Annotated in this window: 17 protein-coding genes; 5 read left to right on the top strand and 12 right to left on the bottom strand. The window is 54.7% G+C overall.

Features of this window, described 5'->3' with window-relative positions; translation table 11 throughout:
* Positions 1-166: 166 nt before the first annotated feature.
* Positions 167-460, bottom strand: coding sequence for a (4S)-4-hydroxy-5-phosphonooxypentane-2,3-dione isomerase (lsrG, locus tag FD737_RS10580; RefSeq protein ID WP_097116586.1), 294 nt, complete (start codon positions 458-460; stop codon positions 167-169).
* Between the two features lie 208 nt (positions 461-668).
* On the opposite strand from lsrG, the gene lsrK reads away from it, so the two are divergent.
* The 4 genes from lsrK (at position 669) to yfaE (ending at position 6,450) form a co-directional block, all read left to right on the top strand.
* A complete protein-coding gene (gene lsrK, locus FD737_RS10575) occupies positions 669-2,240 on the top strand; it encodes an autoinducer-2 kinase (protein WP_160833463.1) in 1,572 nt (523 codons plus the stop codon).
* A 465-nt stretch (positions 2,241-2,705) separates the two neighbouring features.
* Positions 2,706-4,991: a class 1a ribonucleoside-diphosphate reductase subunit alpha gene (gene nrdA, locus FD737_RS10570; protein ID WP_097116584.1), complete on the top strand. Its 2,286-nt coding sequence runs from the start codon at positions 2,706-2,708 to the stop codon at positions 4,989-4,991.
* A gap of 65 nt (positions 4,992-5,056) precedes the next feature.
* Complete coding sequence (gene nrdB / locus FD737_RS10565; RefSeq protein ID WP_034825039.1) at positions 5,057-6,187, top strand: class Ia ribonucleoside-diphosphate reductase subunit beta; 1,131 nt, start codon at positions 5,057-5,059, stop codon at positions 6,185-6,187.
* Positions 6,188-6,189: 2 nt separating this feature from the next.
* Complete coding sequence (yfaE, locus tag FD737_RS10560; protein WP_058961303.1) at positions 6,190-6,450, top strand: class I ribonucleotide reductase maintenance protein YfaE; 261 nt, start codon at positions 6,190-6,192, stop codon at positions 6,448-6,450.
* A gap of 59 nt (positions 6,451-6,509) precedes the next feature.
* Here the strand turns inward: yfaE and FD737_RS10555 are convergent, their stop codons facing one another.
* Complete coding sequence (locus tag FD737_RS10555; protein ID WP_160833462.1) at positions 6,510-7,706, bottom strand: nicotinamide mononucleotide deamidase-related protein YfaY; 1,197 nt, start codon at positions 7,704-7,706, stop codon at positions 6,510-6,512.
* 152 nt (positions 7,707-7,858) lie between these two features.
* The gene (gene elaB, locus FD737_RS10550; RefSeq protein WP_034825045.1) at positions 7,859-8,167 is read right to left on the bottom strand and encodes a stress response protein ElaB; all 309 of its coding nucleotides are present in this window, start codon (positions 8,165-8,167) and stop codon (positions 7,859-7,861) included.
* Positions 8,168-8,458: 291 nt separating this feature from the next.
* On the opposite strand from elaB, the gene FD737_RS10545 reads away from it, so the two are divergent.
* Positions 8,459-10,117 carry a glucan biosynthesis protein D gene (locus FD737_RS10545; protein WP_045813641.1) on the top strand — a complete coding sequence of 553 codons (1,659 nt, stop codon included), beginning with the start codon at positions 8,459-8,461 and terminating at the stop codon, positions 10,115-10,117.
* A gap of 149 nt (positions 10,118-10,266) precedes the next feature.
* On the opposite strand, the gene FD737_RS10540 is transcribed toward FD737_RS10545, so the two are convergent.
* From FD737_RS10540 to nuoG, 9 genes are all read right to left on the bottom strand, one after another.
* Entirely contained in the window at positions 10,267-10,719 is a 453-nt protein-coding gene (locus FD737_RS10540) for a GNAT family N-acetyltransferase (protein ID WP_097116582.1), read from the bottom strand.
* 166 nt (positions 10,720-10,885) lie between these two features.
* The gene (gene nuoN, locus FD737_RS10535; RefSeq protein ID WP_160833461.1) at positions 10,886-12,349 is read right to left on the bottom strand and encodes an NADH-quinone oxidoreductase subunit NuoN; all 1,464 of its coding nucleotides are present in this window, start codon (positions 12,347-12,349) and stop codon (positions 10,886-10,888) included.
* Between the two features lie 6 nt (positions 12,350-12,355).
* Complete coding sequence (nuoM, locus tag FD737_RS10530; protein ID WP_058961300.1) at positions 12,356-13,876, bottom strand: NADH-quinone oxidoreductase subunit M; 1,521 nt, start codon at positions 13,874-13,876, stop codon at positions 12,356-12,358.
* A 220-nt stretch (positions 13,877-14,096) separates the two neighbouring features.
* Positions 14,097-15,932 carry an NADH-quinone oxidoreductase subunit L gene (nuoL, locus tag FD737_RS10525; RefSeq protein WP_058961299.1) on the bottom strand — a complete coding sequence of 612 codons (1,836 nt, stop codon included), beginning with the start codon at positions 15,930-15,932 and terminating at the stop codon, positions 14,097-14,099.
* Positions 15,929-16,231, bottom strand: a complete 303-nt coding sequence (gene nuoK / locus FD737_RS10520) for an NADH-quinone oxidoreductase subunit NuoK (protein WP_034825057.1) — start codon at positions 16,229-16,231, stop codon at positions 15,929-15,931. The genes nuoL and nuoK overlap by 4 nt, the downstream gene beginning before the upstream one ends.
* Complete coding sequence (nuoJ, locus tag FD737_RS10515; RefSeq protein ID WP_034825059.1) at positions 16,228-16,779, bottom strand: NADH-quinone oxidoreductase subunit J; 552 nt, start codon at positions 16,777-16,779, stop codon at positions 16,228-16,230. The genes nuoK and nuoJ overlap by 4 nt, the downstream gene beginning before the upstream one ends.
* 10 nt (positions 16,780-16,789) lie before the next feature.
* Positions 16,790-17,332 (bottom strand): NADH-quinone oxidoreductase subunit NuoI, encoded by a 543-nt coding sequence (gene nuoI / locus FD737_RS10510; protein ID WP_034825061.1) that lies wholly within the window; start codon positions 17,330-17,332, stop codon positions 16,790-16,792.
* Between the two features lie 11 nt (positions 17,333-17,343).
* Positions 17,344-18,321, bottom strand: coding sequence for an NADH-quinone oxidoreductase subunit NuoH (gene nuoH, locus FD737_RS10505; protein WP_045813644.1), 978 nt, complete (start codon positions 18,319-18,321; stop codon positions 17,344-17,346).
* Complete coding sequence (nuoG, locus tag FD737_RS10500; protein ID WP_160833460.1) at positions 18,318-21,041, bottom strand: NADH-quinone oxidoreductase subunit NuoG; 2,724 nt, start codon at positions 21,039-21,041, stop codon at positions 18,318-18,320. The genes nuoH and nuoG overlap by 4 nt, the downstream gene beginning before the upstream one ends.
* Between the last annotated feature and the right edge of the window lie 79 nt (positions 21,042-21,120).

Here is a 21,120-nt window from a genome sequence, read left to right as displayed (position 1 = left end):
GATCATGGCTTTGAGTCGCGCTGCGTTGTGGATTGAGCTTCATTAAGTTGCCCTCGCAGCCGCTGCCATTAACATGATGCAGCAGCGCGTTTTTCTTCCTATCTACCCGCTTTAGGTACTTTCAATCATGCTGCTACCCGATTGTGCGGAGATGTCCATGCCGCCATCACTGCGGAAATATCCCCTTAAACGCGGTTTTCTTTCTTGGTTCGCTCATTAACGCTTCCAACGCCTCAACGCACGCCAGGTAGTGTGCCGTTTTCTTGTGCGCCAGCACGGCGGCCTCATCGGTGTAAGCTTCATAAATAAAGAAGCGCGTCGGCACATGGCTGTCCTGCAACACATCAAAACGCAGATTGCCGGGTTCCTCCAGCGCACCTAAATGATTGAGCTTAAAAACCCGCAAAAACTCGTCGATACAGTCGGGTTTGACGTTTATCTCGACCAGCGTGACTTCCATCGGCTTGTCCTTTTTATCGCGATTGGCAAAGTGGCAATCCTGGTAAAGCTTGTTTAATAAAACTCTCGCAGCGATCACAGTTCAAACTTTCAGCGGTGGGCTAAGCCGTTCATCTGGAGGTGAAAACCCTCGCGCACAGCTATCTTTGCAGTAACACCCGTTGGGTCGTCGGCGTGGAGCACTTTTCCGTTTCAACAGGAGTTTTGCGATGTCACACGCCCCGCATTTGATGGCGCTCGACGCCGGCACCGGTAGTATTCGCGCCGTGATTTTCAATCTTCAGGGTGAGCAGGTCGCCGTGGCGCAAGCTGAATGGAGGCACCTCGCCCTGCCCGACGTGCCGGGATCGATGGAGTTTGATCTGAGCCACAACTGGCAACTTGCCTGTCAGTGTATTCAGCAGGTGCTGCAACAATCACAGTTGCCTGCCAGCGCGATTCGCTGCGTGGCCTGCTGCTCCATGCGCGAAGGGATCGTGCTCTATAACAAAGCCGGCGAAGCAATTTGGGCCTGCGCCAACGTGGATGCCCGTGCCAGCCGCGAGGTGAGTGAGCTGAAAGAGATTCATCACGGCGAGTTTGAGCGTGAAATCTATCAGTGCTCAGGGCAAACCCTGGCACTTGGGGCAATGCCACGCCTGTTATGGCTGGCGCATCATCGACCCGATATTTATCGTCAGGCGGCAACGCTGTCGATGATCAGCGACTGGCTGGCAAAATGCCTGAGTGGCGAACTGGCAGTGGATCCCTCCAACGCGGGCACCACTGGCCTGCTGGATTTACGCACCCGAAACTGGCGGCCTGATTTGCTGGAGATGGCGGGTTTGCGCGGCGATATATTGTCTCCGGTGGCCGAAACCGGTACGCAACTGGGAACTGTGACAGCCGAAGCCGCTCATCAGTGTGGGCTGGCGCAAGGCACAGTGGTTGGCATGGGCGGCGGTGATGTGCAGTTGGGGACACTGGGGTTAGGCGTAGTGAATGCGGGTGAAACCGCTGTGTTGGGGGGCACCTTTTGGCAACAAGTCGTGAACTTGCCGCAGCCGCAGATTGATCCTCAAATGAACATTCGCGTGAATCCGCATGTGATCCCCGGTATGGCGCAAGCGGAAGCGATCAGTTTCTTTACCGGCCTCACGATGCGCTGGTTCCGTGATGCCTTTTGCAGCGAAGAGAAACTGCTGGCGGAGCGGCTGGGTGTGGATTGCTACAGCCTGCTGGAAGAGATGGCGGCACGCGTCCCCGCCGGTTCGTGGGGCGTGATGCCGGTGTTCTCAGATGCAATGCACTTCAACAAGTGGTATCACGCTGCGCCTTCCTTTATTAATCTTTCCATCGACCCCGAACGCTGCAATAAACAGACGCTCTTCCGTGCGCTGGAAGAGAATGCCGCGATTGTTTCGGCCTGCAATCTGGATCTGGTGGCCGCCTTTTCCGGTGTCCAAACCTCACAGATAGTGTTTGCCGGAGGCGGTGCGAAGGGCAAATTGTGGAGCCAGATTTTGAGCGATGTCACGGGGCTGACGGTCAAAGTGCCGCAGGTGAAAGAAGCCACCGCCCTGGGCTGCGCGATTGCGGCTGGCGTCGCCGCTGGGGTTTATCGCAGTTTGCAGGAAACCGGGCAAGCATTAGTACGCTGGGAGCGCGAATTTCACCCCAACGCAGAACGCCACCAACTCTATCAACAGCAAAAAGCCAACTGGCAGAAAGTCTATGCCGACCAACTCACCCTGGTGGACAGTGGGTTAACCACCTCGATGTGGAAAGCACCAGGTTTGTAACTCACTGCTATCCAGATCAATTTCCTTTTAGACGCATGCCACGCATTTTTGTAGGCTGGATTGGTCACAAAAAATTCATAAGCAATTTTAGATAAGTTCGCTACTGGCGGCCTTGTCAGGGCTTTTTTGACTTCAGAAATTTCCGTGATGAGAACCTTTGAGCAATAAACACGCGCTCGATCAAAAAGTGAAAAAAAAGTCGCTGGCAGTTGACACCATTGGCAGGCCTTATGGAATGGGGATCCAGGAATTTCGCTACCCCCCTGGACGGATTTTTTCGCGAAAATCAACTCTTGTGATGATCAGAATGCTGACTAGAATACTCACCATATTGTTGTTCAAACTTCCCGCACCCCCTATATATAGTGTTTATCCACAGGCTTACTCACAACGAGCGGCTTGTGCATAGGCCTTGTGAATAGATGGGGGATAACTCACTCTTTCATGGACAGGTAAACACGCGACATGAACCAAAGTCTGCTCGTTACTAAACGCGATGGCCGCCAGGAGCGCATTGATCTCGATAAGATTCACCGGGTACTGGATTGGGCCGCTGAAGGGCTGAATAACGTCTCCGTGTCTCAGGTTGAGTTGCGCTCCCACATTCAGTTCTACGATGGAATTCGTACTTCTGATATCCATGAGACCATCATCAAGGCCGCTGCAGACCTGATCTCCCGTGATGCGCCGGATTACCAGTACCTGGCTGCTCGCCTCGCCATCTTCCACCTACGTAAAAAAGCGTACGGCCAGTTTGAGCCGCCGAAGCTGTACGATCAGGTCGTGAAAATGGTTGAGATGGGCAAATACGACCGTCACCTGCTGGAAGATTACAGCGTAGAAGAGTTCGAGCAGATGGACGGCTTCATCGACCACTGGCGCGACATGAACTTCTCTTACGCTGCGGTGAAGCAGCTGGAAGGTAAATACCTGGCGCAGAACCGTGTGAGCGGTGAAATCTACGAGAGTGCCCAGTTCCTGTATATTCTGGTTGCTGCATGCCTGTTCTCCGGTTATCCGCGTGAGACGCGTATGGATTACGTGCGTCGCTTCTATGATGCCGTGTCCACCTTCAAGATCTCACTGCCGACGCCAATCATGTCTGGCGTGCGTACCCCAACGCGTCAGTTCAGCTCTTGCGTCTTGATCGAATGCGGTGACAGCCTTGATTCCATCAATGCCACCTCCAGCGCTATCGTAAAATACGTGTCGCAGCGTGCGGGTATCGGTATCAACGCTGGTCGCATTCGTGCGCTGGGTAGCCCAATCCGTGGCGGCGAAGCCTTCCATACCGGTTGCATCCCGTTCTATAAACATTTCCAGACGGCAGTGAAGTCGTGCTCACAAGGCGGCGTACGTGGCGGTGCAGCCACCCTGTTCTACCCAATGTGGCATCTGGAAGTGGAAAGCCTGCTGGTGCTGAAAAACAACCGTGGCGTTGAAGGCAACCGCGTACGTCACATGGACTACGGCGTACAGATCAACAAGCTGATGTATACCCGTCTGTTGAAAGGTGAAGAGATCACCCTGTTCAGCCCGTCTGACGTGCCAGGTCTGTACGATGCGTTCTTCGCCGATCAGGACGAGTTTGAGCGTCTGTACACCAAATACGAGAAAGACGACAGCATCCGCAAACAGCGCGTGAAAGCAGTTGAACTGTTCTCACTGATGATGCAGGAACGTGCTTCTACTGGCCGTATCTACATCCAGAACGTCGATCACTGCAACACCCACAGCCCGTTTGATCCGGCTATCGCGCCCGTCCGCCAGTCTAACCTGTGCCTGGAAATCGCGCTGCCGACCAAACCGCTGAACGATGTGAATGACGAAAGCGGTGAAATCGCGTTGTGTACGCTGTCTGCCTTTAACCTCGGTGCGATTGACAGCCTCGACGATCTGGAAGAGCTGGCGACCCTCGCGGTACGTGCACTGGATGCCCTGCTGGATTACCAGGATTACCCCATCCCAGCGGCAAAACGCGGCGCAATGGGTCGTCGTACTCTGGGTATTGGCGTGATCAACTACGCTTACTATCTGGCGAAAAACGGCGTGCGTTATTCTGATGGCAGCGCCAACAACCTGACGCATAAAACCTTTGAAGCGATCCAGTACTACCTGCTGAAAGCCTCGAACGAGCTGGCAAAAGAGCAAGGTGCCTGTACGTGGTTCAAAGAGACCACCTACTCACAGGGCATTCTGCCGATCGACACCTATAAAAAGGATCTCGACGCCGTTTGCAGCGAGCCGTTGCACCTGGATTGGGAAGGTCTGCGTGAGTCGATCGTTACGCACGGTCTGCGTAACTCCACGCTCTCTGCCCTGATGCCGTCTGAAACCTCTTCGCAGATTTCAAACGCCACCAACGGTATTGAGCCACCGCGCGGTCACATCAGCATCAAAGCATCTAAAGACGGTATTCTGCGTCAGGTGGTGCCAGAGTATGAGCGTCTGAAAGATCAGTACGAACTGCTGTGGGAAATGCCCTCTAACGACGGTTACTTACAGTTGGTTGGTGTGATGCAGAAATTTATCGATCAGGCGATTTCGTCGAACACCAACTATGATCCAAGCCGTTTTGCCAATGGCAAAGTGCCGATGAAACAGCTGCTGAAAGATCTGCTGACCGCGTATAAATTTGGGGTGAAAACCCTGTACTACCAAAACACCCGTGATGGTGCGGAAGATGCGCAGGACGACCTGGCTCCTTCCATTCAGGATGACGGCTGCGAAAGCGGCGCTTGTAAGATTTAATTAGTCAGACGCCCTATCTTGTCAGGGCCGGCAATGGTCGGCCCTCATCACTTTTGGACTTAGCCATGGCTTACACCACATTTTCGCAGAACAAAAACGACCAGCTGTTAGAACCGATGTTCTTCGGCCAGTCAGTGAACGTTGCCCGTTTCGACCAGCAGAAATATGACATTTTTGAAAAGCTGATCGAAAAACAGCTCTCCTTCTTCTGGCGTCCGGAAGAAGTGGATGTCTCACGCGATCGTATCGATTATCAGGCGCTGCCAGATCACGAAAAACACATCTTTATCAGCAACCTGAAATACCAGACGCTGCTGGATTCCATTCAGGGTCGCAGCCCTAACGTGGCCCTGCTGCCGTTGATTTCGATTCCAGAACTCGAAACCTGGATCGAAACCTGGGCGTTCTCTGAGACCATCCACTCGCGCTCTTACACCCATATCATCCGTAACATCGTCAACGATCCTTCACTGGTGTTTGACGACATCGTCACTAACGAGCAGATTCTGGCGCGTGCACAGGACATCTCGAAGTATTACGACGATCTGATCGAGATGACCAGCTACTGGCATCTGCTGGGAGAAGGCACGCACGAAGTGGCGGGTAAAACCGTGACCGTGAATCTGCGTGCGCTGAAAAAGCAGCTGTATATCTGCCTGATGAGCGTTAACGCACTGGAAGCGATTCGCTTTTACGTCAGCTTCGCCTGTTCATTCGCCTTCGCCGAGCGCGAGCTGATGGAAGGTAACGCCAAAATCATCAAACTGATTGCGCGCGATGAAGCTCTGCACCTGACCGGCACTCAGCACATGCTGAACCTGCTGCGCACCGGTGAAGATGATCCTGAAATGAAAGAGATCGCCGCCGAGTGCCGTGATGAGTGTTTCGACCTGTTCAAGAAAGCCGCCGAGCAAGAGAAAGAGTGGGCAGATTATCTGTTCAGCGGTGGCTCGATGATCGGTCTGAATAAAGACATTCTGTGCCAGTACATTGAGTACATCACCAACATCCGCATGCAAGCGGTTGGCCTCGATCTGCCGTTCCAGACGCGTTCTAACCCGATTCCATGGATCAACTCCTGGTTGGTATCAGATAACGTGCAGGTGGCACCGCAGGAAGTGGAAGTCAGTTCTTACCTGGTGGGTCAGATTGATGCCGAAGTCGGCGAAGATGACTTCAACGACTTCCAGCTGTAAGCATGAGTCGTTCTGTTGTTATTCTGCGCAGTTCCGGCTCCCGGCTGGAGTGCGCAGAAGATCATCCCAATCTGTTGACGGCACTGGAAGCGCACAATGTTTGCGTAGAGTTTCAGTGCCGTGAAGGCTACTGCGGTTCATGCCGCATGCGCTTGCTAAAAGGCGAAGTGGCTTACGCGGAAACCCCATTGGCGTTTATTCAGAAGGGTGAGATTTTGCCCTGCTGCTGCCGCGCCAAAGGGGAGATTGAGATCGAGATTTAAACACCGGGTCGCCATCAATGGCGCCCCGGTGAAATTCATGGCAAAGCCTGCCCACATTCCTACTGTTTCACAGCTTCCAGCACATCAATCCAGCCATGCCCGTTACTGACTTCACTGCCGTGCAGCCAGCGACGCAGCATGTTCATCGCCATCATCGCCACGACTTTCTGCCGGGTTTCAACATTGTGACGCCCATGGGTGAACTTCACGCGCTGGCCCCAGCTGGCTTCCGGCGTATGCAGCGCAATCGCCACTTCGCCCTCTTCCAGATTGCCCACCGACAGCGCCAATACCGTGCCGTGATGTGCGGCCAGATCGCGCGTGCGCTCGACCTGGGATTCCAGCGGTTCATCATGAGGAGGCAGAATCTCTGCTGCGCTGAGCGGCACGTCTGCTGATGCCAGCTGCCAGTTGAGGAATCCCGCCGTATATTGCTCGCTTAGCGCCAGCCGGAAACCACGCTGTTGCAACTCACGCGCTAACAAAGCAGGCAAACCTTCAGTGCCTTCGAAGATAGTGCATTCCGCCAGCAGCAGCTTAACCTGCTGCCACACCTGTTCCATCGCCACGCGCTGGCTGGCCGGTCCGGTGAGTTTGATTTCAATGATTGGCATTGATGAGCGATAGCCCATTACCACACCTTCCGGCAACGGTAACGGCTCCAGTTCGGCAGCAATGTCACTCTCGCCGCGACCAAAGGTAGTCAGACGCAAACACAGCGGCGGCTCAGGTAAATCAAAACGCGCTTTCAAACGCGGAATGATCTCCTGCTCGACCATCACTTTAAATTCGGACGGCACGCCCGGCGTGAAGAATATCCAGCAGCGATTGAGCTGAAGTGCAAAGCCACACGCGGTCCCCACCGGATTATCAATCAGCTCGGCATTCGCCGGAATTTCCGCCTGCTTGCGGTTGCTCGGCGCCATGATGCGTCCACGGCTGGCAAACCAGGCTTCCATTTTTTCCAGCCATTCTTGCTGGATCACTAATTCGGTACCACACGCGGTAGCTGCCGCCAGCGCGCTAAGATCGTCGCTGGTTGGCCCAAGGCCGCCGTTCACAATCAGCACATCGGCAATCTGGCTGCGACTCTGCAGCGCCTCCACCAGTGAGGACATCGCGTCACCCACGGTACTGCGGCTGGTCATCGGCAAACCGTGCTGGAACAGCACATCCGCGAGCCATGCGGCGTTGGTATCGACAATCTGGCCATGCAACACTTCATCGCCCGTAGAGAGCATTTCAACACGTATCACGTTACTTTCTCCTTATCCCTGTCGCTTTACTGTAGAAAGCGCGCACGCGAAACACAATCGCCGTTGATGCGAAACAAGGATTCGAGACAAATGAGAGGGATAACGCGGTAAAAAAGAGGAATCGGGCGTAACTGGCGTTACGCCCCGACAATTTAGCGGCGGGCCAACAGTAAACCGACAAACAGGCCAGCGGCGGCGCCAATGCCGATCCCCTGCCACGGTTTTTCATGCACATAATCGTCGGCACGGTAGGCCGCTTTTTTGGCACGGTAATAATAGCTGTCAGAAGCCTGGCTAACGCGATTCTTCACGTCTTCCAGCGCTTGTTCCGCTTTAAGTTTCAATTCGATGTACTTTTGATCGGCCGGATCACCCGACGATTTCAGTACTTCTTCCAAAGTTTCTGTCAGTAGCGCCAGGTCGTCATCAAGGCGAGTTTCAAATTGATCTGAAGATGACACGTTATACTTCCTCCATGCTCGTCACTTATCGTCGTTTAAATATAGTCATAAATTCGGTATTTGCTGCGCGCAAGGGATTCGGATTACGCTGGTTTTTGCTCGACTCAATGCAAAGTTGCGTAATCCGCGCTGTTGCAGCGTGAAATCTGCTTCGCTTATTTGATTAATCTGATAAATTTTTGTCAGACTGAATTTTTTAATTTCGCGACTGTCGTATCCCCTTGTAGCCAGACGCAATGCGTCTTACGACAGTCACAACACACCAGAGCAGCTAAGGATTAGATTTCCGGCATGAATCGTAGAAAATTTATGAAAGCGTCCATGGCCCTCTCTGCCGCAAGCGGTATGACCGGGCTCTCCTCGCTGTTTGCGCAGTCCGCCTGGGCCGATGATGGCATCGCCGACGGCACCGCAGTGCGCTTCGATTTCGACTCACTGAAAAAGAAAGCATCCGCGCTGGCGAAACAGCCCTGGGGCGGCGCACCCGGCCCGCTTCCTGACACCCTGGCCAATCTGACACCGCAGGCTTACAACGAAATTCAGTACGATGCCAACCATTCGCTGTGGAACAACATTCCCGATCGCGAATTAGATGTGCAGTTCTTCCACGTGGGGATGGGCTTTAAACGTCGTATCCGCATGTTCTCCGTGGATGCCGATAGCCGTGAAGCGCGCGAAATCCACTTCCGCCCCGAACTGTTTAACTATCACAACGCTAATGTCGATACCCAGCAGCTGGTCGGCAAAACCGATTTGGGCTTCGCCGGTTTCCGCGCGTTTAAAAAACCAGAACTGGCGCGTCGCGATATCGTCTCGTTCCTCGGCGCGAGCTACTTCCGTGCGGTTGATGAAACTTTCCAGTACGGCTTGTCAGCGCGCGGTGTGGCAGTCAACACCTTTAGCAACGGCCACGAGGAGTTCCCGGACTTTACCGCCTTCTGGTTTGAAACACCGAAAGCCGACGATACCACCTTTGTGGTTTATGCGCTGCTGGACGGCGCCAGCGTCACCGGTGCGTACAAGTTCACTATCCACTGCGAAGAGAAACGCGTGGTGATGGAGGTGGAAAACCACCTGTTTGCTCGTAACGACATTCGTCAGCTCGGCATCTCGCCGATGACCAGTATGTTTAGCTGCGGCACCAACGAGCGTCGCATGTGCAATACCTATCATCCACAAATCCATGACTCCGATCGTCTGGCAATGTGGACCGGAAAAGGGGAATGGATTGCACGTCCGCTGAACAACCCGCAACGCTTACAGTTCAATGCTTATGAAGATGAAAACCCACGTGGTTTTGGTCTGTTGCAGCTCAATCACGACTTCAAAGATTATCAGGATGTCATTGGATGGTATGACAAACGCCCAAGCCTGTGGGTTGAGCCAATTGGCAAGTGGGGCAAAGGCGCCATCAACCTGATGGAGATCCCGACGACCGGTGAAACCCTGGATAACGTAGTGTGCTTCTGGCAGCCAACGGAACCGGTTAAAGCGGGCAGCGAATTTAACTTCCAGTACAAACTCTACTGGAGCCAACTGCCACCTGTGCGCAGCGGGCTGGCGCGCGTGGATGCGACACGTACCGGTATTGGTGGCTTCCCAGAAGGTTGGGCGCCGGGCGAACACTTCCCCGATCAGTGGTGCCGTCGCTTTGCGATTGATTTCGTCGGTGGCGATCTGAAAGCCGCAGCGCCGAAAGGTATTGAGCCGGTGATCACCGTCAATGCCGGTACCATCAAGCAGGTTGAGATTCTGTATGTTGAACCCCTCAACGGCTACCGCATCTTGTTTGACTGGTATCCGAACAGCGACTCCACCAAGCCGGTGGATATGCGCCTGTTCCTGCGCACCAAAGATGAGACCTTAAGTGAAACCTGGCTGTATCAGTATTTCCCACCGCCGCCGGATCAGCGTAAATACACCGATGACCGACAGATGACGCCGGGCTGATATCCCCTAAAAAGTTCGAATTTCAGGAAGGCGGCAAACAAGAGAGCCCGATGAGCTGACTCAAGTCAGTGATTCGGGTGAGCCAGGCAGCCAACTCACCGGAAATTTGAAGTATGACGGGTATAAATGGCGAGGAGTATTCCTCGCCATTACGCTTTCTGCATACCGATGTGTGGAATGTTATCTTCCATGTAAACGTCCCCCACCGCTTTGAAGCCAAGACGACCGTAAAACCCTTCCAGATGGGCCTGCGCCGATAAATAAATAGTGCGTTGCGGCCAATGGGTATCGCAGCTCTCCAGCGCTTTCTCCATCAGTCGATAGCCCAACTTCAGGCCACGCGCTTCTTCGGACACGATCACGCGACCAATCATCACCGGGGCGCTGTCCAGTGAGGGCGTAAGCACACGAGCGTAGGCCAATAATTTGCCGTCAAGGAAGCCCATGATGTGGCGATTCTCTGCTCGCAAATCCTGACCATCTACGTCTTGATAGGGGCAGTTCTGCTCCACAATGAATACGTGATTGCGCAGTGCCAGCACGGTATATAACTGCTGTGCACTCAGTTCACTGTGGTGGCAATCAAGCCATTGCATTTCCATGATGCTTCCTTGTCTGAGCGAAAAAAGTGATCTCCTGAGAGTATCACAGCGCGCGGGGATTGAGCAGCCATACAGGGTTGCCGCATTGCCTTGCCGTGATCGTATTCTCAGATTACAGGCAAAAAAAATCAGGCCCTGAGGCCTGATTCATGGGGTCAAAGCGCATTTACATCAGCGGCTGAGCCATCTGCACCAGCGAAATCAGTGGCTGAGGATAGACACCCAGCACCAGCACCAGAATCGCCGAGATCAGCACCACCACACCACCGGCGGTGAACGCCCAGTTGGCTGGCGTGTCACGATCGCGCGTGTGCATTTCTGGTGGGCTGAGGTACAGACTCACCGTCACACGCAGATAGTAGTAAAGACCGATCGCACTGCCGGCAACGACTGCCGCGGTTAACCACCACAGATGCGCGTTCACACCGGAAGCAATGACGTAGAACTTACCAATGAAGCCCAGCGTCATCGGGATACCGGCCAGAGACAGCATCATGACGGTCATGACCGCTGACAAAATTGGACGATGCCAGAACAGACCACGATAAGAGTAAAGCGTATCCGCATCCGGGCCACGGTACGGGCTGGACATCAGGCTGACCACACCGAACGCGCCGAGGCTGCTGAACAGGTAACCCGCCAGGTACACACCCGCCGTTTCCAGTGACAGCTGATGGGTTTTCACCGCAATCAGCGACACCAGCAAATAGCCAAGATGCGCGATCGATGAGTAACCGAGCAGACGTTTGATGTTGCTCTGCGAAATCGCCATCAGGTTACCGAACAGAATCGACACAAAGGCGATAACACCGAGCACGGTGCGCACGGCTTCGCTGTCGGTCACTGGCGCGTACAGGAACAAGCGCATCACCACACCAAAGATGGCGATCTTGCTGGCGGTGGCCAGGAAGGTCGACACTGGCGCAGGCGCACCCTGATACACGTCTGGCGTCCACAAGTGGAACGGCACCAGCGACAACTTGAAGCCAAGGCCGATAATCATCATGCCCAGGCCCACCAGCAGCAGCGGCTGTTGGATCATGCTGTCATTCAGGCTTTTACCCAGCTGCACAAAGCTCAGGCTGCCAGAATCGGCATAAATTAGCGCGATACCAAAGATTAGGAACGAGGACGCCGCAGCGGACAGGATCATGTACTTCAGTGCCGCTTCCAGCGAACGTTTCTGGCGGAAGGCATAACCAATCAGGCCAAACAGCGGCAGTGACAGCAGTTCGATACCGATGAACAGCGCCGCCAGATGATTAGCACTGGCCAGCACGATCCCACCCAGTGCCGCAATCAGCACCAGCAGATAGAACTCATCTTTGTTGTCCGGGAAACCAGCCAGCCATGGATAAGCAAAGGTGCAGGTGGCGAGACTGGCAAGCAGCACCAGCGCGGTGTAGAACATCGAGTAACCGTCAACGCGCAGCAGCGGCGTGACATCCATGGCACCGACATGACCGACAAACCACAGTGAAAACAGCGCTACGTTCAGGCCAATGACCGTCAGCGTGGCATTAACAAAGTGGTTGCGTCGCCACGCAATGGACAGCATCACCACCACCACCGTCAATCCGACGATCAACAGCGGCAGTAACGCAATCAGATGTTGAGGAGTTATTGTCATGGCGAATTACGGCCTTGTAGTTGAAATTGAAGCGGTAAACCACTGCTGAATATTGCTCATCGCAGCGTGAGAGGTATCAAGGATCGGCTGTGGATAAACACCCAGCAGAACCAGCAGCACCACCAGCACGCCGATCGTCATGAATTCACGCGGTGACATGCCCGGCAGCGGAGCTTTCGATTTCGCTTCGCCGTAGTAAGCGCGCTGCATCATCACCAGCGAATACACCGAGGCAAACACCAGACCAAAGGTGGCAATCACAATAATCACCGGCACCACCTGGAAACTGCCGGTCAGAATCATAAATTCACCGACAAAGTTACCGGTGCCTGGCATACCGAGGTTGGCCACCGCGAAGAACAGCGACAGGCCTGGAATCCATTTAATGCGTGACCACAAACCACCCATCTGACGCAGGTCACGGGTATGCAGACGCTCATAAAGCTGCCCACACAAGATGAACAGTGCTGCGGCGGACAGGCCGTGAGCAATCATCTGAATCACCGCGCCCTGGAACGCCAGCTGGCTGCCAGTGTAGATAGCAATCAGCACGAAGCCCATGTGCGAAACGGAGGTGTAAGCAATCAGACGTTTGATATCCGTCTGCGAGAACGCCATCCAGGCACCGTAGAAGATACCCAGTACACCGAGCCACATAGCAATCGGCGCAAACTCTGCGGAAGCATTCGGGAACAGTGGCAGGCTGAAACGCAGCAGACCATACGCCGCCGTTTTCAGCAAGATTCCTGCGAGGTCAACCGAACCCGCAGTTGGCGCCTGACTGTGCGCATCCGGCAACCAGCCGTGCAGGGGCACCACTGGCATTTTCACTGCGAAGGCGATAAAGAAGCCGAGCATTAGCAGATATTCAACGGTGTGCGACATTGGCGTTTTCAGCAGTTCTTCGTAGCTGAAGGTCCAGACGCCCGTGGCGTTGTAGTGCACGAACACCAGCGCCAGAATCGCAATCAACATCACCAGACCCGAAGCCTGGGTATAGATGAAGAATTTGGTCGCTGCCGAGATACGGGTTTTACCGTCAGAGGCTTTGTGACCCCAGAGCGCGATGAGGAAGTACATCGGCACCAGCATCATTTCCCAGAAGAAGAAGAACAGGAACATGTCGATGGAGAGGAACACGCCAATCACACCACCGAGGATCCACATCAGGTTGAGGTGGAAAAAGCCCTGATACTTCTCGATTTCATTCCAGGAACAGAGCACCGCCATCAACCCGAGCAGACCGGTCAGCACCACCATCAGCAGTGACAAACCGTCGATAGCCAGATGGAAGTTAATGCCGAAGCGCGGAATCCATGGCACCGAGAAAGTCGACTGCCACTGCGGCATTCCTGCAGCCTGGGTGAGTGAATAGCCTCCCTGCAGCCACAACTGCAGACCGAGTGCCAGCGTCAGCCCCATGGTGATCATGGCGATCCAACGCGGCACTTTTGCGCCGAGGCGCTCTGCTAACCAGCAAAGCAGACCCCCAACAAAAGGTATGATTATTAGCCAAGGTAATAGCACGGCATACTTCCCTTTTTTCAACCTGATTTCGAGCTATCTTGCTTGCCACGTTCATCACCGTCAGCGCTCGCCACCCTCACGTACAAAATACGCTTGGGTTGCTGCACACTGACGGCAACGAAACGGGCTACATCAATAACGCTTCGTCATTCAGGCAATTTTTCACATTCGCTTCTGGGATGAGAGAATCCTTGATTCTCTCGCCCCCGCTCATCAATCTTTAAATCACCAGCATCAGCGCCAGTACCACCACGGCACCGACACTCATGGAAGCCACATACCAGCGCACGTAACCGTTCTCGCTCACCACCAGGCCTTTATTACCAATGCGCGACAATAGCGCAGGCAGGTTCATCAGTGAGTTCAGCGGATCGCGCTTCAGCAGCCAGGCAATGCCCAAATAAGGTTTTACAAACACCTTGTCATACAGCCAGTCGAAGCCCCATGCCGCGAACCACCAGGTGCCGAAGAAACGGCCCGGCGCGCTATTGGCAACACTGGTGACCAGCTGGCGTTTGCCAAGCCATAGGGCAGCAGCAATCAGGATGCCGACAATCGCGACCACGCCTGAGGTGATTTCCAGCGCCACTTTTCCGCCCTCACCGAATTCATTCTGCGGCAGCACGCCCGCCAGCGGTGGCGTGATCATGGCGCCAACGAAGGTGGAGAGCACTAACAGCACAATCAGTGGCAGATGGTGAGTGATGCCTTTGCCCGCGTGCGCATGAATTTTCTCTTCGCCGTGGAACACGATGAAGATCATGCGGAAGGTGTAGATCGAGGTCAGGAATGCACCGACCAGACCCGCCACCATCAGATTGATGTGACCATTCGCCAGCGCACCAAACAGAATTTCGTCTTTACTGTAGAAACCTGCGGTAATCAGCGGCAGTGCCGCCAGCGCAGCGCCGCCGACCAGGAAGCAGGTGTACACCAGTGGGATGCTCTTACGCAGGCCGCCCATTTTGAAGATGTTCTGCTCGTGGTGGCAGGCCAGAATGACCGAACCAGAAGAAAGGAACAGCAGTGCTTTGAAGAAGGCGTGCGTCATCAAGTGGAAAATGGCCGCGTCCCATGCCTGCACGCCCAGCGCGAGGAACATGTAGCCGATTTGACTCATGGTAGAGTAAGCCAGCACGCGCTTGATGTCGGTTTGCACCAGCGCGGCAAAGCCTGCCAGCACCAACGTAATCGCCCCCACAATACCCACCAGATGCAGCACTTCCGGCGTCAGCAGGAACAAGCCATGGGTACGCGCAATCAGGTAAACACCCGCGGTTACCATGGTGGCGGCGTGGATCAGAGCTGATACCGGCGTAGGACCCGCCATCGCATCAGCCAGCCACGTTTGCAGTGGCAACTGTGCAGATTTACCGACCGCACCGCCCAACAACATCAGGGTTGCCCACTGCAGCATGTGGTTGTCAGCGGCGAAATGCGCCGGCGCCAGTTCCACCAGCTCGCGGAAGTTCAGCGTACCCAGTTCGTTGTAGAGAATGAACAGCGCGAATGCGAGGAACACGTCACCGACGCGGGTGATGATGAACGCTTTCATCGCCGCTTTGCCGTTTTCTGGGTTGCTGTAGTAGAAGCCAATCAGCAGATAAGAGCAGAGGCCCACGCCTTCCCAACCGAGATACATCAGCATCAGGTTGTCGGCCAGCACCAACACCACCATGCTCGCGATGAACAGGTTGGTGTAAGCGAAGAAGCGTGAATAGCCCTCTTCACCGCGCATGTACCAGGAAGCAAACATGTGGATGAAGAAGCCGACACCCGTGACCACTGACAGCATGGTCAGTGACAAGCCGTCCAGTACCAGGTTCACTTTGATATCAAAGTGGCCGACCTGAATCCATGTCCACAACGCCTGAGTAAAAGGTTGTTGACCGTTACTGAAGAAATCCATACCAACGAAAACGGTGGTCAACGCCGCCAGACCGACCGATCCCATTCCCACCGCTGCCGACAGATTCTCCGACCAGCGACCACGGGAAAACGCCAATAGCAGGAAGCCAATCAGCGGAAATAATACGGTTAAATAGAGAAGATTCATCCGCGCATCTCGCTCACTGTGTCAATGTTCAGCGTCTGACGACGACGATAGAGCTGGAGCAGCAGGGCCAGGCCGATGCTGGCTTCCGCCGCCGCGAGGCTGATCGCCAGAATGTACATCACCTGGCCGTCAGCTTGTCCCCAGTAGCTCCCTGCTACCACCAGCGCCAGTGCCGCGGCGTTGATCATGATCTCCAGACCAATCAGCATAAATAGCAAATTGCGGCGCAGTACCAGCGAGGTCAGGCCGAGAACAAACAGCACAGCAGCCAACATCAGGCCGTGTTGTAACGGGATCATGCGTGATCCTCCTTATTCGCATGTGCATCAGCATGGCGATTGCTCAGCACTTCGCCCTGACGCTCTTCACGTCCGATATGGAAGGCTACCACCAGACCGGCCAGCAGCAGCATTGACGCCAGCTCAACCGCCAGTACGTAAGGACCAAACAGACTGATACCCACCGCTTTGGCATCGATAACGGTGCCATCAATGCCCTGATCGTGCGCGGTGCTAATGGCGTAAATCATCACCACCAGCAGCAACAGGGAGACGATGCCAGGCCCAATCCACAGCGAAGGCTTCAGCCACTCGCGCTCCTGGTCCTGCTGGGTTTTGCCCAGGTTCAGCATCATCACCACGAACACGAAAAGCACCATAATGGCACCGGCGTAAACGATGATCTCCAGCGCACCGGCAAAGTAAGCGCCCATTGAGAAGAACACGCCCGCAATCGAAAGCAGCGAAACAATCAGGTACAGCAGCGCATGTACCGGATTGGTGTGAGTGATAACGCGCAATGTCGTTAGCACCGCCACCAGTCCGCAAAGATAAAACGCAAATTCCATACCTGGCTCCTTAAGGTAACAAGCTTTTGACGTCGATTGGCTTGGCTTCGTTTTCCGCTTCGCCCTTCTCTTTCCCGTCGATCGCCATACCCGCCATGCGATAGAAGTTGTACTCCGGATATTTACCCGGACCGGAAATCAGCAGGTCCTGCTTCTCGTACACCAGATCCTGACGCTTGAACTCACCCAACTCAAAATCGGGGGTCAGCTGAATCGCCGTGGTCGGGCAGGCTTCTTCGCACAGACCGCAGAAGATGCAGCGCGAGAAGTTGATGCGGAAGAACTCCGGATACCAGCGACCATCAACCGTTTCCGCTTTCTGCAGTGAGATACAACCCACTGGACAGGCTACCGCACACAGGTTACAGGCAACACAGCGCTCCTCGCCGTCCGGATCACGCGTCAGCACGATACGGCCACGGTAGCGCGGCGGCAGGTAAACCGGTTCTTCTGGATACATCTGGGTTTCGCGCTTGGCGAAGGCATGCATGCCTATCATCCAGATACTGCGCACTGTCGTGCCGAAGCCAACGACAATATCTTTTAAAGTCATCTCAAAACCCCTTACTGCGCGCTGTACAGAATCACTGCGGCGGTCGCCAGCAGGTTCAATAACGTCAACGGCAGACACACTTTCCAGCCGAACGACAGCACCTGGTCATAACGTGGACGCGGCAGCGCAGCACGAATCAGGATAAACATCACCATAAAGAACGCCGTTTTCAGGGCGAACCAGATGAATGGCGGCAGGAATGGACCGTGCCAGCCACCGAAGAACAGCGTGACAATCAGCGCTGAAACGGTGGTGATGGCCACATATTCACCGACGAAGAACAGACCGAACTTCATACCGGCATATTCGATGTGGTAACCATCGGCCAGTTCCTGTTCCGCTTCTGGCTGGTCAAACGGATGGCGGTGACAAACCGCGACACCCGCGATACAGAAGGTCACGAAGCCGAAGAACTGCGGAATGATGTTCCACAAGTGCGTCTGGCTCTCGACGATGGCGTTCATGTTGAATGAACCGGCTTGCGCCACCACACCCATCAGCGACAGGCCCAGGAACACTTCGTAGCTCAGCGTCTGCGCGGAAGCACGCATTGCACCCAGCAGTGAGTATTTGTTATTACTCGACCAACCGGCGAACAGCACGGCGTAAACCGCCAGACCGGCCATCATCAGGAAGAACAGCAGACCGATATTCAGATCTGTCACCATCCAGGTCGGTGAAACCGGCACGATGGCAAACGCCAGCAGCAGCGATACAAAGGCAATAACCGGTGCCAGAGTAAAGATGAAGCGGTCGGTAAACGGCGGAACCCAGTCCTCTTTGAAGAACATTTTGATCATGTCAGCGGCGAGCTGCAGTGAGCCGCCCCAGCCAACACGGTTCGGTCCATAACGGTTCTGCCATAAGCCGAGCAGACGACGCTCGGCGAAACTCATAAAGGCACCACAACCCACCACCACCAGCAGAATCACAATGGTTTTCAGGATCTGGATGAGGATGTCGATAGCGTCCGGTGTCAGCCAGCTCATTGTGCAGCCTCCTGCAGTTTGTCAACTTGCGCACCTGAGAGGAACGGCGGCACACCTGGCATACCCAGCGGCAGACCCACCTGCCCTGCTTGCAGGGAAGTGGAGAAGCGTACTGGCAGACGCAGCGTTTCACCGGCACAAACCAGTTCAACCGCAGAGCCGTTATTGACGCCCAGTTTCTCCGCATCAGCCGGGTTAATCACCAGCGTAGCTGGCGACATACGCTTCTGGAAGGTCGGTGAACGCTGAGTCATCTCTTCACTACCAAACAGCTGATAGTAAGGTGCAACGCGATATTGGCTGCCTTCAACAAAGCTTTCTGGCACGGCGGTGAACCACGGCAGTGATCCTTCGCTCGCTTCAAACAGACGCACACCCGGATCGCCATGACGCAGTTTGCCACCGACTTCTGCCTGGAACTTGTTCCATGCTTGCGGGGAGTTCCAGCCTGGAGCCCAGGCGAATGGAATCTGCGAACGTGGTGCGCCTGGTTGGTTGTTACCTTCCATTGAGAAGGCAAACATGGTGTCTTTGTCTTGCGGCTGACGCGGTTCGTGCACGCTAATATTGGCACGCATCGCGGTACGGCCACTGTTACGGTGCGGTGAACGCGCCAGTTTCTGACCGCGAATACGGAAGCTTGCATCCGGCGCCGCGTCTTTAATACCTTTCAACTGTGGCAATGCTGCAACGGTGGCATCGATCACGTGATCAAGCAGCGTCCAGTCAATCTGACGGCTTTCAACAGTGCTGTGCAGCGAGTGCAGCCAGCGCCAGCTCTCCAGCATCACAATGCTGTTGTCGTAATAAGACGGATCGTAAACCTGGAAGAAACGCTGTGCGCGGCCTTCCTGGTTGATCGAGGTGCCATCACTCTCTGCGAAGCTCGCCGTCGAGAGCACCAGACCGGCTTTCTCCAGCGTCGCAGTGCGTTGATGATCAACCACAATCACGTGTGCGGTGTTGTGCAAAGCCGCATCCACGGTGGCTTTCGGTGCATGGCGGTAAAGATCGTTTTCCAACACCACCAGCGCTTCCGCTTCGCCTTTATCCAGCTGTTCCAGCGCGCTATCCAGCGATTGCCCCCCCATCAGGCCGAGACCAAAGCTGTTAGCTGCACCGGCAAGGAAAGTGATACCGACATCGGCACCGCGACCTTTCAGTGCTTTTGCCACGTTGGCGGCCGCTTCAATCATCGCGGTGCTGCCAGAGTGAGTACCAGAAATAATCAGTGGTTTTTTGGCACCGGCTAACGCCTGTACCACCACATCCAGCTTGCCATTCAGCTTGCTGTCAAAGCCACTGACGGCTGGAGCGGCTTCATCGAGCGCATTAGCAATAGCGAAGCCGAGACGAGCCTGATCTTCCACCGGTGCGCGATAGCTCCACGCGGCGATATCATCAAGACGGGTTTCATCAACGTTGGTGACAAATAGCGGATGTTTGGCGTGCTGACCAATGTTCAGGATCGCCGCGATCTGCCAGTCAGCCACTTTCTGGGCTGCTGCCATTTCACGTGCTTTACCTTTCACCGCCTGACGCACAGAAAGTGCGACACGCGCACCGACCTGAGTCAGGTCTTCACCCAGCACCAGCACCGCATCGTAGCTTTCGATTTCGCGCAGTGATGGCGTGTAAATACCGCCTTCCTGCAGTACTTTCAGCATCAACTCAACGCGTGCCTGCTCAGCGGCAGGCATACCGGTGGAGAAGTTTTCCGCACCGACAAGTTCACGCAGCGCAAAGTTGCTTTCAATGCTGGCACGCGGTGATCCAATCCCAATCACACGCTTCGCCTGACGCAGTACGTCAGCCGCGGCATTCACCGCTTGTTCGGCATTCAGACTGACCCAATCGTTGCCGCGCTTCTGTACTGGATGACGTGGACGATCTTTGCGGTTCACATAGCCATAACCGAAACGACCACGGTCACACAGGAAGTAGTGGTTTACGGTACCGTTGTAACGGTTTTCGATACGACGCAGTTCACCATAACGCTCGCCTGGGCTGGTGTTACAACCCACGCTGCACTGCTGGCAGATGCTCGGTGCGAACTGCATATCCCATTTACGGTTGTAGCGTTCGGAGTGCGTTTTATCGGTGAATACGCCGGTCGGGCAGATCTCGACCAGGTTACCGGAGAACTCGCTCTCCAGCGTGCCATCTTCCGGGCGACCGAAGTAAACGTTGTCGTGGGCACCGTAAACGCCGAGATCTTTGCCGTCTGCGTAATCTTTGTAGTAACGCACGCAGCGATAGCAGGCGATACAGCGGTTCATTTCATGGGAGATGAACGGGCCGAGATCCTGATTCTGGTGCGTACGTTTGGTGAAGCGGTAACGACGGAAGCTGTGGCCCGTCATGACCGTCATATCTTGCAGATGGCAGTTACCGCCCTCTTCGCACACTGGACAGTCGTGCGGATGGTTGGTCATCAGCCATTCCACCACGCTTTCACGAAACTCTTTCGCTTCGCCATCGTCGATGGAAATAAAGGTGCCGTCCGACGCCGGTGTCATGCATGACATAACAAGACGACCGCGGGTATCTTCGGCATTCTGGAATTGCTTCACCGCACACTGGCGGCAGGCTCCCACGCTTCCCAGCGCCGGATGCCAGCAAAAATAAGGAATATCAAGGCCCAGAGAGAGACACGCCTGCAACAGGTTGTCCGCTCCGTTCACATCATATTCTTTACCGTCTACATGGATTGTAGCCATAGTGAACATGCTTCCGTAAGGCTCGCCCTAAGACGAGCGTTAAACATCTAATTCTGTCCCCCGCGCCGTGTCGGCGTAG

This window comes from Pantoea sp. Seng (assembly GCF_009829935.1).
Classification (GTDB): domain Bacteria; phylum Pseudomonadota; class Gammaproteobacteria; order Enterobacterales; family Enterobacteriaceae; genus Pantoea; species Pantoea communis.
This window is presented reverse-complemented; position numbering and strand designations above follow the sequence as displayed.

Coding starts and splice junctions, on each gene's coding strand:
- lsrG (WP_097116586.1), bottom strand. CDS start 460: ATGGAAGTCACGCTGGTCGAGATAAACGTCAAACCCGACTGTATCGAC.
- nrdB (WP_034825039.1), top strand. CDS start 5,057: ATGGCTTACACCACATTTTCGCAGAACAAAAACGACCAGCTGTTAGAA.
- lsrK (WP_160833463.1), top strand. CDS start 669: ATGTCACACGCCCCGCATTTGATGGCGCTCGACGCCGGCACCGGTAGT.
- nuoK (WP_034825057.1), bottom strand. CDS start 16,231: ATGATCCCGTTACAACACGGCCTGATGTTGGCTGCTGTGCTGTTTGTT.
- FD737_RS10540 (WP_097116582.1), bottom strand. CDS start 10,719: ATGGAAATGCAATGGCTTGATTGCCACCACAGTGAACTGAGTGCACAG.
- nuoH (WP_045813644.1), bottom strand. CDS start 18,321: ATGAGCTGGCTGACACCGGACGCTATCGACATCCTCATCCAGATCCTG.
- nrdA (WP_097116584.1), top strand. CDS start 2,706: ATGAACCAAAGTCTGCTCGTTACTAAACGCGATGGCCGCCAGGAGCGC.
- nuoI (WP_034825061.1), bottom strand. CDS start 17,332: ATGACTTTAAAAGATATTGTCGTTGGCTTCGGCACGACAGTGCGCAGT.
- yfaE (WP_058961303.1), top strand. CDS start 6,190: ATGAGTCGTTCTGTTGTTATTCTGCGCAGTTCCGGCTCCCGGCTGGAG.
- FD737_RS10545 (WP_045813641.1), top strand. CDS start 8,459: ATGAATCGTAGAAAATTTATGAAAGCGTCCATGGCCCTCTCTGCCGCA.
- nuoL (WP_058961299.1), bottom strand. CDS start 15,932: ATGAATCTTCTCTATTTAACCGTATTATTTCCGCTGATTGGCTTCCTG.
- nuoG (WP_160833460.1), bottom strand. CDS start 21,041: ATGGCTACAATCCATGTAGACGGTAAAGAATATGATGTGAACGGAGCG.
- nuoJ (WP_034825059.1), bottom strand. CDS start 16,779: ATGGAATTTGCGTTTTATCTTTGCGGACTGGTGGCGGTGCTAACGACA.
- nuoN (WP_160833461.1), bottom strand. CDS start 12,349: ATGACAATAACTCCTCAACATCTGATTGCGTTACTGCCGCTGTTGATC.